Source organism: Marinobacterium maritimum (assembly GCF_039523155.1).
GTDB classification, from domain to species: domain Bacteria; phylum Pseudomonadota; class Gammaproteobacteria; order Pseudomonadales; family Balneatricaceae; genus Marinobacterium; species Marinobacterium maritimum.
In genome coordinates, this window is record NZ_BAAAET010000009.1 from 13,028 (window position 1) to 26,989 (window position 13,962).

Genomic DNA, 13,962 nt, shown 5'->3' on the forward strand with positions numbered 1-13,962 from the left:
TATAATCTCATGCCATCGCTGACAACAGCTGGAGCCTCATGTTACCCAAACTGATCGAATCATTGCGCGATCCCGCCCGCTATCCACACGCGGTGGACAAGGTCGAGGTGATCGAAACCCACATATCCTGGTTACTGCTCACCGGGGAGTACGCCTACAAGATCAAGAAGCCGGTCAACTTCGGGTTTCTGGACTTTACCACGCTGGAACAGCGTCGCCACTGCTGCGAAGAAGAGGTGCGGCTGAACCAGCGACTGGCACCGGACATCTATATCGGGCTGGTCACCATCGGCGGCAGCGACGAAGCTCCAGAGCTGGGGGCGGACGAGGGCATCATCGAATATGCGGTGCAAATGTACCAGTTCGATCCTGAACTGAGGCTTGATCGCCTGCTGCAGCGCCACCTGTTCGAAACCCACTGGATCGACCTGCTGGCCGAACAGATCGCCGCCTTCCACCAGCGTATCCCCATCGTCGCTCAGGACAGCCCCTGGGGCGAGCCGGAAACCCTGTGGGAGGTGGTGGCCGACAACTACCGCCATATTCCGCCGGACCACCTCGACGTTGAAGACTGGGCACTGCTGCAGCAGCTGTCGGCACGCACGGCGGAAAACTTCCGTGCGCTCGAGGGATTGATGCGCCAGCGCAAGCGCCAGGGGCATGTACGCGAGTGCCACGGCGACCTGCACCTGGCCAACATCAACCTGTTCCACGACGAGCTGCGCCTGTTCGACTGCATCGAGTTCAACCTGGAGTTCCGCTGGATCGATACCATCTCCGACCTGGCGTTCCTGCTGATGGACCTGGAGGCCAACCAGCAGTTCCGCTGGGCCAACCGTTGCCTCAACCTCTACCTGGAGCTGACCGGCGACTACGCGGCGCTGCCGCTGCTGAACTTCTACAAATCCTACCGTTCCATGGTCCGTGCCAAGGTGGCGATGCTCGGCACTCAGCCTGACGTACCGACCTGTCGTCATTACCTCAAGCTGACCGAACACTACTGCCGCAAACGCTCACCGGCCATATTCGTGATGCACGGTGTCAGCGGCAGTGGCAAGAGCTATCTCAGCGAGCGTCTGGCCGAAGCGGTCGGCGTCATCCGTATCCGCTCAGACGTGGAGCGCAAGCGCCTCTACCGGGAGCTGAGTCTGCAGGGGCTGTCACTGGACCTGTACGGCGCGGAGATGAACAGCCGCACCTTCCAGCACCTGCTCGAAACCACGACCCTGATGGTCAAGGCCGGCTACTCGGTGGTGGTCGACGCCACCTTCATCCAACAGCGCACCCGCAACGCCTACGTGGAACTGGCCGGCGCGCTTGATCTGCCGGTCCGTATCATCAGCTGCCACTGCGAGCAGAACCTGATTGAGGCCCGCCTCAAACGACGTCAGGAAACCGGCCTGGATCCGTCCGATGCCGATGTGGACGTGATGCGTGAACAGATGAGCGTGATGCAGCCGCTGAGCAGCGAGGAACAGCTGATTACCCTGCCGGTGGACACCCGCGATGACGAGGCGATCGAACAGCTGATGGCCCAGCTGCGTGCCCAGCGCCTGATCGGAGACTGAGATGAGCGAAATCTATCTGTGCCGGATCGATGAACTGGACCCGGTGGAAGGACGCGGGTTCGAGTTGGACGACGGCACCGCCCTGTTGCTGTTTCGCCGTGGCGAACGCGTACTGGCGTGGAAAAACAGCTGCCCGCACCGCGGTATCCGCCTGGAATGGCAGCCGAACCAGTTCCTGGACTATGAAAAGCAGTTCATCCAGTGTGCCACCCACGGCGCCCTGTTCGGCATCGAGGATGGCGTTTGTGTGGCCGGCCCCTGTCCGGGCGAAGAACTGGAACCCCTGACCTGCTCGGTCAGGGAGGGCGAGGTCTACCTCAGCCGCGACTGATCCGCTGTTTCAGGCGCTCCAGCGCCAGCTCGATACGGTCCAGCCCGGTGGTGTAGGAGAAACGGATATAGCGTTCCGGGTGGTTGCAGCCGAAGTCGGCCCCCGGCGTCACCGCCAGATGATCCTCCTCCAGCAGCGACCAGCAGTAAGCATAGCTGTCATCGGTCAGGTGGGAGGCATCGGCGTAGACGTAAAAGGCGCCCTCCGGCATCAGCGGAATGCCGAATCCCAATTCACGCAACCCGGCGACCAGACGGTCCCTACGTTCGGCAAAGGCGGCCCGGCGCTGTTCGAAAATGGCCAGCGTCTGCGGCTCGAACGCGGCCAGAGCCGCATGCTGCGACAGCGTGGCCGGTGAGATAAACAGGTTCTGGGCGATCTTCTCCATCTCGGCGACTGCCGCCTCTTCCGCCACCAGCCAGCCCAGGCGCCAACCGGTCATGCCAAAGTATTTGGAAAAACTATTCAGCACCACGGAACTTGGCGCCACGCTGAGCACCGTCTCGGCATCGAAGCCATAGGTCAGGCCGTGGTAGATCTCATCCACGATCAGCGCACCACCCAGACGTTCCACTGTCGTAGCGATGGCGGCCAACTGATCGGTCGGCACCACTGAGCCGGTCGGATTGGACGGTGACGCCAGCAACACACCGGCCGTGTCCGCCTGCCAGTGCTGCTCGATCAGCTCCGGCGTGAGCTGGTAGTTGGTCTCCGGTCCTACCGGCACCAGCTGGCCACGAGCTTCCAGCAGGCGCAGGAATTGGCGGTTGCATGGATAGCCCGGATCGGCCAGCAGGAAACGGCTGCCCGGCGCTGCCAGCAGGGCAAAGGCCAGCAGCAACGCGCCAGAGGCACCGGCGGTCACCAGCACCTGTTGCGGCGTGATACTGACGCCGTAGCGCTGCTGGTAGAAGGCGGCGATAGACTCACGCAACTGGGGAATACCGCCAGCCGGGGTATAGCGGGTATGTCCAGCGACAAGCGCTGCCTGCGCTGCCGCGACGATCGGCTCGGCAGTCGGAAAGTCGGGTTCGCCGGCCTCCATATGCACCACATCATGCCCGGCCGCATCCAGCTCGGCCGCACGCTTGAGCAGATCCATCACCTTGAACGAGTCGATCTCGCGCGCCCGTTCGGTCCAGCCTTTATTCATCGCTTTTCTCTCCGTTCAACACCCGCCGCAGTATATCGACATTCATCGTAGCTGTATGCCGCTGAACTTCTGTCTGATATCAACGGGATGGCAAAAACCCTAAAGGGGTCTAGCCTAAAGACTGGGCTTCTGGTACTTTCACCGGCTTTTAAAGCACCATAGTGTTCCCATATCAGGGGCGCCGGGCCGGAGCAATAGCGCTCTGATGGAGTCTGAGCCCCCAATGACGTGAGGCTGCGCCAATGCCGAAAACAAACGATACTCAGTTCATGCATTTCGAGCCCTATCCGCTGGATACCGGTGAGGAGTACATGAGTGATGCGCAGAAAGATCACTTCCGCAAGATCCTGCTTGGCTGGAAACGCGAGCTTATGGAAGAGGTCGACAGCACCATCACCCACCTGAAAGAAGAAGCCTCCAACTTCGCTGACCCGAGCGACCGTGCCAGTCAGGAAGAGGAGTTCAGCCTGGAGTTGCGCACCCGCGACCGTGAGCGCAAGTTGATCCGCAAGATTGATGAAGCACTCGACAGCATCGACGACGATGACTACGGTTTCTGCGAGGCCTGCGGCGTCGAGATCGGTATCCGCCGCCTGGAAGCCCGCCCGACCGCGACCCTCTGCATCGACTGCAAGACCCTTGCCGAAATCAAGGAAAAGCAGATCGGCCGCTGATTCCCGACCCTGAGGTGCCTCCGGCGCCTCAGGCAGCTGGTTTGAGAGCTAACCGTGCCCTGTACCGGACGTTTCGCCCCCTCCCCTACCGGCCCGCTTCATTTCGGCTCCCTGCTGGCCGCCCTGGCCAGTTACCTGGATATCCGTGCTCGCAACGGCCGCTGGCTGGTGCGCATCGAGGATATCGACCCACCCCGCGAACAGCCAGGTGCCGCTGACGCCATTCTGCAGACTTTGGATGCCTTTGGTCTGCACTGGGACGGCGAGGTGGTCTACCAGAGCCAGCGTTACACATTCTATGAAGAGGCCCTGCAACAGCTGATCCGCCTCGACACGGCTTACCGCTGCCGCTGCAGCCGCAAGCAACTGCGCACCCGTGGCGTGTTGGGATATGACGGCCACTGCCTGCAACATCCGCCGGAGATCACCACGGATGTCGCCTGGCGGCTGAAACACACGCAAGCGGAGCAGCAATTCGAGGACCGCATTCAGGGCCTGCGTCACTATCACTGGGCCGGACATGAAGGGGATTGCGTAATCTACCGCCGCGACGGTCTCTTTGCCTATCAGTTGGCGGTCGTTGTCGATGATGCCGAGCAGGGCATCACCGAAGTGCTGCGTGGCAGCGACCTGATCGATGAGACCCCGCATCAGATGGAGCTGCAGGACCAGCTCGGCTACCGGCGCCCGCGTTACGCCCATATCCCGGTGATTACCAACCGCGAAGGCCAGAAACTGAGCAAGCAAAACCTGGCCCCGGCGATTGATGCCCGGCAGCGCCAGACACTGCTGCTGCAGGCACTGAAACTGCTCGGTCAGCAACCCGCGAACGAGCTGGCCGATGCCAGCCTGGAGGAGCTGCTACTCTGGGGCTGCCAACACTGGCGACTGGAGGCCGTACCCGCCGTATTGCAACTGGCGCCCGATGGCACCCCCTTGGGCGCCCCCGTGCTGGATAATATCCAGCCTGACGGCAGCGCACCGCGATGATCCGCCAGCGCCTGTTGCTGCTGCTGACCTTCGCCGCCCTGTTACTGGTGCCGGAACTGATCGACTGGTGGCTGTTCAGCGACCACCACTGGCTCACCCCTTTCCTGATCTGGGCGCTGCTGATCCTGATCACAGCGGCCGCCGAATGGCGTCAACGACATCATGAACTTTGACCTCTCCACCCTGCTGCTGTTTGGCTGCGGCTATCTGCTGCTGCTGTTCGGTGCCGCTTGGCTCACTGAACGCAAACACCTGCCTGAACGTCTGGTGCGCCACCCGCTGGTGCATGTACTGGCCCTCGGCGTGTTCGCCAGCGCCTGGACCTTCTACGGTATCTTCGGCGTGGCTTACCACTCGGGCAATCTCTACCTGGTGTCCTACCTGGGCGGCTCAGCCGCGTTTCTGTTGGCTCCGCTGATCCTGGTCCCGATTCTGCGTATCACCCGGCGCCACCAGCTCAGCTCCCTCGCCGATCTCTTCGCGTTCCGCTTTCGCAGCGGCCGCGTCGGTACCCTGACCACCCTGTTGATGCTGTTTACCAGCCTGCCGCTGATCTCGATCCAGATCCAGGCACTGGCTGATTCTTTGCCGATGCTGAACCCGCAGATATCCTCAAACCAGGCAGCGATCGGCTTCTGCGCCGTGATCGCCCTGTTTACCATTCTGTTCGGCGCACGCCACGCCTCCCTGCGCAACAGCCACAACGGTCTGATCTTCGCCATCGCCACCGAGTCGCTGGTCAAGCTGGTCGCCCTGCTGGGTATTGCCGGTTACGCCCTTTTTGCCATCCTCGACGGCCCCGGCGGTCTGGCCGACTGGCTGGCGGCCAACCCCGAACAGCTGCAGCATCTGCGCCAGCCACCGGCCGACCATTGGCAGGTACTGCTACTGGCCTTTTTTGCCTGCGCCTTCGTCATGCCCCACATGTTCCATGTTGCTTTCACCGAGAACCTGCCCACCGAGAGCCTTTACCGGGCCAGCTGGGGACTCCCCCTGTTCCTGCTGCTGCTGGCGCTGGCGGCCCCCCCCATCCTCTGGGCCGCGATCAAAAGCAACGCGATCGACAATCCCGAATATCTGGTCATGCAGCTGGGACAGACCCTGCAACTGCCCTGGCTGAGCCTGCTGGCCTTCATCGGCGGGTTATCCGCCGCCAGCGGCATCATCATTGTCGCCACCGTTGCGCTCGCTTCAATGCTGCAAAACCATGTGGTGCTGCCGCTGGTACGGGTCCCGGACAACGTCCGTTTTTATGCCTGGCTGCTGTGGGTCCGTCGACTGATCATCCTGGCAGTGGTACTGGGCAGCTACCTGTTCTTCCACTTCATTGGCCATCGCTTTGCACTGAACCAGTTGGGGCTACTGGCTTTTACGGCCTTCCTGCAGTTCCTGCCGGGTGTGCTGGTAACACTGTACTGGCCCAGCGCCAGCCGCAACGGGTTTCTGGCCGGTATCGCAGCAGGTTTTGCCATCTGGGCTCTGGGTTTGCTGCTGCCGATGATGGGGCTGTTTGAAACCGGCATGGACCCATTGCGACCGGCCGAGCCGGGGTACCAGGTCGCGCTCATTGCACTGCTGACCAACTGCCTGGTGCTGGTGGCGGCTTCTTTGCTATTCCCCGGACGCAGAGAAGAGCGCCAGGCCGCCGATGCCTGTCTGCTCAACGCCTTGCCCCGCCCCTCCGATCAGGGCATACAGGTGCAAAGCGATGCCGATTTCATCAAGCGCCTGACCCCCCGCCTGGGCGAAAAGACGGCCGTACGTGAGGTACGCCGTGCCTTGCAAGAACTCCAGCTGCCCAGCGGGCGACTGACGCCGCTGGACAGCCTGCGCCTGCGTGCCCAGCTGGAGCAGAACCTGTCGGGACTGCTGGGGCCAGTGGAAGCGGCTGCGCTGCTGCAGCCACTGGATACGCCGGCCAGCAATGGTGGCTTCAAGGCACGCAATGTCCACCTGCTTGAGCAACAGTTGGAAGCCTATGATCAGCGTCTGTCCGGTCTGGCAGCCGAGCTGGACCAGCTCCGCCGCTATCACCGCGCCACCCTGCAACGACTGCCAATCGGCGTCTGTACCCTGGATGCCGATCAGCGTGTACTCTTCTGGAACGCCGAGCTCGAAACCTATACCGGACTGACATCGGACAGCACCCTGGGCACCCGGCTCGACCACCTGCCACAACCCTGGTCGGACCTGCTGGCCAGATTTGCCGCTACCGATGCACTGCACCAGGTTGCCGAATGTATCGAACTGGAGAATGCCCAGCGCTGGTTCAGCCTGCATAAGGCCAGGCTTGACGACACCCCGGCACAGGGAATGGTGCTGCTGATCGAAGAGGAAACCCAGCACCAGCTGATGGCGCGAAAACTGGCCCACAGTGAGCGCCTGGCCTCGATTGGCCGTTTCGCCGCTGGCGTCGCCCACGAGATCGGCAACCCGGTGACCGGCATCGCCTGCCTGGCCCAGAACTTGAAACTGGAAACCGAACAACCGGAAGTACTGGAAACCGGAGACCAGATCGTCGATCAGACCCGGCGCATCAACCGCATCGTGCAGTCACTGGTCCGCTTCGCCCATACCGGCCGCCAGGAAGGCCCCGGCCACATGGAACCGGTCAACCTGCATGACTGCATCGACGAAGCAATTCATCTGGTCACGTTGGACCGTCACGGACGCCAGCAGCATTTCATTAATGACGTCGACGCAAGCCTGCTGATCCAGGGCGATCTGCAGCTGTTGTTGCAGGTGTTCGTCAACCTGCTCAACAACGCCAGCGATGCCTCACCCGCCGAGAGCGGCATCCGGATCGAATCGGACGTCAACGAACACAGCAGCCGCATCCTGATCACCGACGAAGGCAGTGGTATCCCCGAAGAACACCTGGAGCAGCTGTTCGAACCCTTCTTCACCACCAAGGAGCCGGGCAAGGGAACGGGGCTGGGTCTGCCTTTGGTCTACAACATCATCACCCAGCACTATGGTAGTATCGAGATCGTGAGTCCGGCCAACAAGAAACAGAACAACGGCACTCGGGTCATTATCACCTTACCTCGGCTGCAGTACCCTGTTACCCCAGAACGGCCGGAGGCAGATGGAGAAGGTTTGTCTGGATGAGTCGAATTCTGATAGTTGAGGATGAGAGTATCATCCGCTCCGCACTGAAACGCCTGCTGGAAAAGAACGGTTACGATATCAGCGATGTCGAATCGGTGGCCGATGCCACCACCCATCACAGCCTGGACAGTTTCGACCTGATCATTTCGGACCTGCGCCTGCCCGGCGCACCGGGAACCGACCTGATCGAACTGGCCGGCTCGGTGCCGGTGCTGATCATGACCAGTTATGCCAGTCTGCGTTCGGCCGTGGATGCGATGAAACTCGGCGCTGTCGATTACATCGCCAAGCCATTCGACCATGATGAGATGCTCAACACCGTTGCGGGCATTTTGCAGCAGCGCTCGGCCCCGGCCAGCCAACCCGAGGCGGCACCCGCCGAGAGCGGCAGCCAGACCAGCATCATCGGCTCCTGCCAGGCGATGCAGGAGCTGTACCGTCGCATCGCCAAGGTTGCCCGCACCGATGCCACGGTGCTGATCCTCGGCGAATCCGGTACCGGCAAGGAGCTGGCGGCCCGGGCCATTCATGAACAGAGCGACCGGTCCGGCAAGCCGATGATCTGCGTCAACTGCGCCGCCATCCCGGAAACGCTGATTGAATCCGAACTTTTCGGCCATGAGAAGGGCGCCTTCACCGGCGCCACCAGCAGCCGCAGCGGTCTGATCGAGGCCGCCGATGGCGGCACCCTGTTCCTCGACGAGATCGGTGAACTGCCGCTGGAAGCTCAGGCCCGCCTGCTGCGCTTCCTGCAGGAAGGCGAGATCCGTCGGGTCGGTGCTGTACAGCCCCTGACCGTGGATGTACGCCTGATCGCCGCAACCCACCGAGACCTTAAAAACCGCGCCCGTTCCGGCCAGTTCCGTGAAGACCTCTACTATCGTCTGTATGTCATGGAACTGCGCATGCCTCCGCTGCGCGAACGTGACAATGACATCATCGAGCTGGCCGAGGCCTTTCTGGACAAGCAGAGTCAGAAGCTTGGCTGCGAACACCTCAACTTCACCCCCGAAGCGCGCCAGCTGCTGCGCAGCTATCACTGGCCCGGCAACGTGCGTGAGCTGGAAAACGCCATCGAGCGCGCCGTCATTCTGGCAGACGGACACCAGATCACTCCGGACCTTCTTGGCCTGGAGGTGGAACCACAGAGTCTGAGCGAGCTGGAAAGCCAGTATCAACAGTCACAAGCGGAGCCCTCGCGGAGTGAACGCCCGCGTACCGACCTGTCACTGGATGATTATTTCCAGCGTTTCGTACTGGAAAATCAGGATCAGATGAGTGAAACCGAACTGGCCAAGACCCTGGGCATCAGTCGCAAGAGTCTCTGGGAGCGCCGCCAGAAACTGGGCATCCCGCGTAAGCCCAAAGGGTAACATCAGGTAACACTTCCGGGTGTTACCTAACTACCCAGACACCACGGACAACGTATATTTGGGTAACATTCTGTTGTAAATTTAATACCAAAAAATGACCACAAAAAAACAAATCCATTAAATAACAACATGTTACGATTTATGGCACGCCGCCTGCATTATATTTAGCAGAACAACAACAACGCACACACTGAAGCCTGACCAGCAATAAAAATAAAAACAGGTCATGTGGATGAGTGACCTGCCTCGAATAAAAATAACAATGAGGCTTAGTCGGTCGTTAAAGTGGCACTGCAGCGCTCCCCAATCAGTGCTCTTAGGAACAACAACAACAAGCTAAGTTTTCTGTTGCCACTTTACGACCGACACCCCACCCCCTCTTATATACCCGATGTTCCCCCGCTTGCTGCACCGATGCCTGTCATCAAAGTCTGTCTGCTGCCCCAACTGAATGTCCGTACCTTCGCTGGCCTCGACACCCCGATAATTGCTGCTGACTCGCTGCTCTGACATGGTGTCAGACTCAAACTGCACATCAGATTCCACATGCCCCACCCGGCCCTTCAGCAACCGCACCCGCGCAGCCATACCCATATGTAACCAAGGGTTACCGAACTACCCATACTGGAAACACCCTGCGTTTATTAAGGTAACACTCTGTTGTCTAAATAGACCTAAAGAACTAGTCCAAAAAAACTTATCACATACAAAACAATAGCTTACAAAAACTGGCACACACCATGCTTTATCATAAGCAGAACAACAACAACGACGCTCAGATGCTTGGCCAGCAATAAAAATAAAAACGGCCCTGCTGATGAGTGACCTGCCTCGAATAAAAATAACAATGAGGCTTAGTCGGTCGCTAAAGTGGCACTGCAGCGCTCCCCAATCAGTGCTCTTAGGAACAAAAACAACAAGCTAAGTTTTCTGTTGCCACTTTACGACCGACACCCCCCAACCTCCACTCCCCCCCGCCTGCTCGGCACCCCAGCTCCATCGATTCAACGACTGATAACGCCCATTCTTATGCCCAAAGGGTAACCAGGTGTTATGATGCGCCATCCGTGATGACGTTACAGACAGGGACACAGCTCAACCCATGCCGACCACTCTACTTGTAGTTATTGCAGTGCTCGCTGCCGCCTTGATTGCCTGGATCCTGATCCGCAAGCGCTCCAGCAGTACTGAGACTGAGACCGATACAGCAACTTCATCCGCTGCCACCGAGAGCGGTTACCGCCGCATTTCCGAAGCAGACCATCAGATCCCGCGTCGCTATCTGGACGACAATGCAATGAAGGTGGTGTACCGCCTGGAAGATGCCGGCCATGAAGGCTATCTGGTAGGCGGTTGCATTCGCGACCTGCTGCGCGGCCTGAAGCCCAAGGACTTCGATATCGCCACCTCGGCCCATCCGGAAGAGGCCGTCGAGCTATTCCGTCGCGGCCGCCTGATCGGCCGTCGTTTCAAGTTGCTGCATGTCCGCTTTGGCCGCGAAGTGATCGAGGTTGCCACCTTCCGCGCCTCCCATGATCAGGACGAGGTTAGCCGCGACCAGGCCCGCACCGCCGAAACCGGCATGATCCTGCGCGACAATGTTTACGGCACCATTGAAGAAGATGCACTGCGCCGCGATTTCACCGTCAACGCTCTCTACTACGACGTCAAGGATCACAGCATCCTCGACTTCGCCGGCGGCTACGACGACCTGAAAAACAACCGCCTGCGCATGATCGGGGATGCCAACGCCCGCTACCGTGAAGACCCGGTGCGGATGCTGCGCGCGGCTCGCTTTGCCGCCAAACTGGGCTTCGATATCGAGTCGGAAACAGCCAACCCGATCCGCGAACTGGCCCCCTTGATGCGTAACGTATCGCCGGCACGCCTGTTCGACGAGGTACTCAAGCTGCTGCAGAGCGGCCACGGTGAAGCCTCCTACCGCCAGCTGCAGCGCTTCGGCCTGTTTCAGTATCTGTTCCCGTTGGCCGATCAGGCGCTGGAAAGCGACGAATTCCCGGTGGAAACCCTGATCGTCAATGCACTGTGCAACACCGACCGCCGCCTGGCCCAGGGCAAGAGTGTGACCCCGGCGTTCCTGTTCGCCGCCCTGCTCTGGTATCCGCTGCAGCAGCGCATCCGCGAACTGGAACCCACGTCCGACCTGCCACCACTGCCGCTGTTGCATGAAGCGGCCAACCAGGTACTGGGCGATCAGGTCAGATGTACCGCCATCCCGCGCCGCTTCTCCACCCCGGTACGCGAAATCTGGGAACTGCAGCTGCGCCTGCCGCGCCGTCAAGGCAAGCGTGCAGACCAGCTGATGGAACACCCACGCTTCCGCGCCGCTTACGACCTGCTGCTGCTGCGTGAAAACAGCGGCGAAGATCTGGGCGGACTGAGCCAGTGGTGGACCGACTATCAGGTCGCCAACCCGGTTAACCGCCGCGAAATGATGCCGTCCGACCTTGACGACAAGCCCAAGCGCAAGCGTCGTCGCCGTCCGCGCAAACGTCCGGCGAACGACCAGAGTCAGAGCCAGGGAGAATAAGGGTGAATCGCGCCTACATCGGCCTGGGCAGTAATCTGGAAGATCCGCTGCATCAGGTCACTGACGCCCTTCAGGAGCTTGAAGAGATCGCGCAGAGCCGCGTGATCACTCGCTCCTCCCTGTATCGCTCCGACCCGGTCGGGCCTCCCGGTCAGCCGGACTACATCAATGCCGTTGCCGCACTGGACACCGAGCTGACGCCCGAACAGCTGCTCGATGCCCTGCAGGCGATCGAGCAGGCACACCAGCGCGTGCGCAAGATTCACTGGGGCCCCAGAACCCTGGATCTGGACATCCTGCTGTTTGGCGGCCAGGTAATCACGACCGAACGCCTGACCGTGCCCCACGCCTGGATGCTGGAACGCAATTTCGTGCTCTGGCCCCTGGCCGAAATCGCCCCCGAACTGCATCTGCCGGACGGCTCAGCGCTGTCCGACCACCTCAGCCATTGCCCACTGGGCACGCTGGAAAGGATATCGCTATAATCCGCTCAAGGCCGAACTGGATCGGCGTCTCATTGATAACAAAGAGAATGCTATGAGTAACATTACGCTGCATACCCTAAGCGCCCGGAAACAGGCGGGCGAGAAGTTTGCCGTACTGACCGCCTACGATGCCACCTTTGCACATCTGGTCAGCAGTGCCGGTATCGAGATGATCCTCGTCGGCGACTCACTCGGCATGGTATTGCAGGGACAGGACAGCACCCTGCCCGTCACCGTTGAAGAGATGGCCTATCACACCGCCAGCGTTGCCCGTGGCAACCAGGGCGCGATGATCATGGCCGACCTGCCGTTCATGAGCTATGCCACGCCGGAACAGGCGATGGACAGTGCCGCCGTGCTGATGCAGGCTGGCGCCCAGATCGTCAAGCTGGAAGGTGGCGACTGGCTGTGCGAAAGCGTCAGCCTACTAGCCGAGCGTGGCGTCCCGGTATGTGCCCATCTGGGCCTGACCCCGCAGGCGGTCAACAAACTGGGCGGCTACCGTGTCCAGGGCCGTGACAAGCAGTCAGCGCTGAAAATGCTCGAAGATGCCAAGCGCCTGGAAGAAGCCGGCGCCAGCATGTTGCTGCTGGAGTGCGTTCCCTCCCTGCTGGCCGACGAGATCACGCGCAACGTCGATATCCCGGTGATCGGCATTGGCGCCGGACATCACACCGACGCCCAGGTGCTGGTGATGCACGACATGCTCGGCATTACGCCCGGACGCACACCAAAATTCGTCAAGAACTTCATGCCCGAAGCCGAAAGCATCCAGGATGCCTTCCGTCTCTACGGCGAGCAGGTACGTAACGGCCAGTTCCCGGCCGAAGAACATGGATTCGAGTAACGATGCAAACGCTTCATACCATCGCTGAGCTGCGTGCTGCGGTGCGCCAGCACCGTCAGGCCGGCAAGCGGATCGCCCTGGTCCCGACCATGGGCAACCTGCACCGGGGCCACCTGCGCCTGGTCGAAACGGCACTGCAGCAGGCCGATGTAGTTATCACCAGCATCTTCGTCAACCCGCTGCAGTTCGGTGCCAACGAGGACCTCGACAGCTACCCGCGCACCCTGGCCGAAGACCAGAAGCAACTGGCGGCAGCCGGCTGCCATCTGGTGTTCGCCCCCTCGGTGGCCGAAGTCTACCCTGAAGGACAGGCACTACAGACCCTGGTCGAAGTACCGGGCCTGTCCGACCTGCATTGCGGTGCCAGCCGCCCGGGCCATTTCCGCGGCGTCACCACCGTGGTGTGCAAGCTGTTCAACATGGTGCAGCCGGACATCGCCGTGTTCGGACTCAAGGACTATCAGCAGGTAGCCGTGATCCGCAAGATGGTGCGCGATCTCTGCATTCCGGTGGACATCATCGGTGTACCGACCGAACGTGCCGCCAGCGGCCTGGCACTCAGCTCCCGCAACGGTTACCTGACCGCAGAGGAGCTGGCTTCAGCGGCACAGCTGCAGCAGACGCTGCAACGGACCGCCGATGCCGTGCGTAATGGCAACCTGGACTTTCCCGCCCTGGAAGAAGCGGCCAGCGAGGCACTGGAGGCCGCCGGCTTCCGTCGTGATTACTACTGCATTGTCAACCGTGACACCCTGCAACCGGCCCGACCGGAAGATGACAAGGTCATTCTGGCTGCCGCCTTCCTCGGCCGTGCCCGCCTGATCGACAACCTCGAAATCTGACCTCTTTCCGCACCGCACAACCAATAAAGACCGGATA

The 13,962-nt window shown here is 60.6% G+C and carries 12 protein-coding genes; 11 read left to right on the top strand and 1 reads right to left on the bottom strand.

The window, feature by feature from the left end; genetic code table 11:
- Positions 1–38: 38 nt before the first annotated feature.
- On the top strand, positions 39–1,568 hold the full coding sequence (locus ABD013_RS18230) for a bifunctional aminoglycoside phosphotransferase/ATP-binding protein (RefSeq protein ID WP_343809101.1): 1,530 nt from the start codon (positions 39–41) through the stop codon (positions 1,566–1,568).
- A gap of 1 nt (position 1,569) precedes the next feature.
- Positions 1,570–1,899, top strand: a complete 330-nt coding sequence (locus tag ABD013_RS18235) for a Rieske (2Fe-2S) protein (protein ID WP_343809102.1) — start codon at positions 1,570–1,572, stop codon at positions 1,897–1,899.
- Here ABD013_RS18235 and ABD013_RS18240 read toward each other — a convergent pair.
- The gene (locus tag ABD013_RS18240; RefSeq protein ID WP_343809103.1) at positions 1,886–3,052 is read right to left on the bottom strand and encodes a pyridoxal phosphate-dependent aminotransferase; all 1,167 of its coding nucleotides are present in this window, start codon (positions 3,050–3,052) and stop codon (positions 1,886–1,888) included. The two genes, ABD013_RS18235 and ABD013_RS18240, sit on opposite strands and share 14 nt — an antisense overlap.
- Before the next feature lie 242 nt (positions 3,053–3,294).
- Here ABD013_RS18240 and dksA point away from each other — a divergent pair, with 242 nt between their 5' ends.
- From dksA to panC, 9 genes are all read left to right on the top strand, one after another.
- Positions 3,295–3,726: an RNA polymerase-binding protein DksA gene (dksA, locus tag ABD013_RS18245; RefSeq protein ID WP_343809104.1), complete on the top strand. Its 432-nt coding sequence runs from the start codon at positions 3,295–3,297 to the stop codon at positions 3,724–3,726.
- 54 nt (positions 3,727–3,780) lie between these two features.
- Positions 3,781–4,716 (top strand): tRNA glutamyl-Q(34) synthetase GluQRS, encoded by a 936-nt coding sequence (gluQRS, locus tag ABD013_RS18250; RefSeq protein ID WP_343809105.1) that lies wholly within the window; start codon positions 3,781–3,783, stop codon positions 4,714–4,716.
- The gene (locus tag ABD013_RS18255) at positions 4,713–4,889 is read left to right on the top strand and encodes a hypothetical protein (RefSeq protein WP_343809106.1); all 177 of its coding nucleotides are present in this window, start codon (positions 4,713–4,715) and stop codon (positions 4,887–4,889) included. Before gluQRS ends, ABD013_RS18255 begins: the two co-directional genes overlap by 4 nt.
- Positions 4,879–7,827: a sensor histidine kinase gene (locus tag ABD013_RS18260; protein ID WP_343809107.1), complete on the top strand. Its 2,949-nt coding sequence runs from the start codon at positions 4,879–4,881 to the stop codon at positions 7,825–7,827. The genes ABD013_RS18255 and ABD013_RS18260 overlap by 11 nt, the downstream gene beginning before the upstream one ends.
- A complete protein-coding gene (locus ABD013_RS18265; RefSeq protein ID WP_343809108.1) occupies positions 7,824–9,200 on the top strand; it encodes a sigma-54-dependent transcriptional regulator in 1,377 nt (458 codons plus the stop codon). Before ABD013_RS18260 ends, ABD013_RS18265 begins: the two co-directional genes overlap by 4 nt.
- A 1,102-nt stretch (positions 9,201–10,302) precedes the next feature.
- Positions 10,303–11,751 (top strand): polynucleotide adenylyltransferase PcnB, encoded by a 1,449-nt coding sequence (gene pcnB / locus ABD013_RS18270; protein WP_343809109.1) that lies wholly within the window; start codon positions 10,303–10,305, stop codon positions 11,749–11,751.
- Positions 11,752–11,753: 2 nt separating this feature from the next.
- On the top strand, positions 11,754–12,236 hold the full coding sequence (gene folK / locus ABD013_RS18275) for a 2-amino-4-hydroxy-6-hydroxymethyldihydropteridine diphosphokinase (protein WP_343809110.1): 483 nt from the start codon (positions 11,754–11,756) through the stop codon (positions 12,234–12,236).
- A 52-nt stretch (positions 12,237–12,288) separates the two neighbouring features.
- The gene (gene panB / locus ABD013_RS18280; protein WP_343809111.1) at positions 12,289–13,083 is read left to right on the top strand and encodes a 3-methyl-2-oxobutanoate hydroxymethyltransferase; all 795 of its coding nucleotides are present in this window, start codon (positions 12,289–12,291) and stop codon (positions 13,081–13,083) included.
- Between the two features lie 2 nt (positions 13,084–13,085).
- A complete protein-coding gene (gene panC / locus ABD013_RS18285; protein ID WP_343809112.1) occupies positions 13,086–13,925 on the top strand; it encodes a pantoate--beta-alanine ligase in 840 nt (279 codons plus the stop codon).
- Positions 13,926–13,962 lie beyond the last annotated feature (37 nt).

Bases quoted from the DNA above. Each gene is read 5' to 3' on its own strand.
- ABD013_RS18230 (WP_343809101.1), top strand. From the start codon at position 39: ATGTTACCCAAACTGATCGAATCATTGCGCGATCCCGCCCGCTATCCA.
- ABD013_RS18235 (WP_343809102.1), top strand. From the start codon at position 1,570: ATGAGCGAAATCTATCTGTGCCGGATCGATGAACTGGACCCGGTGGAA.
- ABD013_RS18240 (WP_343809103.1), bottom strand. From the start codon at position 3,052: ATGAATAAAGGCTGGACCGAACGGGCGCGCGAGATCGACTCGTTCAAG.
- dksA (WP_343809104.1), top strand. From the start codon at position 3,295: ATGCCGAAAACAAACGATACTCAGTTCATGCATTTCGAGCCCTATCCG.
- ABD013_RS18255 (WP_343809106.1), top strand. From the start codon at position 4,713: ATGATCCGCCAGCGCCTGTTGCTGCTGCTGACCTTCGCCGCCCTGTTA.
- ABD013_RS18260 (WP_343809107.1), top strand. From the start codon at position 4,879: ATGAACTTTGACCTCTCCACCCTGCTGCTGTTTGGCTGCGGCTATCTG.
- ABD013_RS18265 (WP_343809108.1), top strand. From the start codon at position 7,824: ATGAGTCGAATTCTGATAGTTGAGGATGAGAGTATCATCCGCTCCGCA.
- pcnB (WP_343809109.1), top strand. From the start codon at position 10,303: ATGCCGACCACTCTACTTGTAGTTATTGCAGTGCTCGCTGCCGCCTTG.
- panB (WP_343809111.1), top strand. From the start codon at position 12,289: ATGAGTAACATTACGCTGCATACCCTAAGCGCCCGGAAACAGGCGGGC.
- panC (WP_343809112.1), top strand. From the start codon at position 13,086: ATGCAAACGCTTCATACCATCGCTGAGCTGCGTGCTGCGGTGCGCCAG.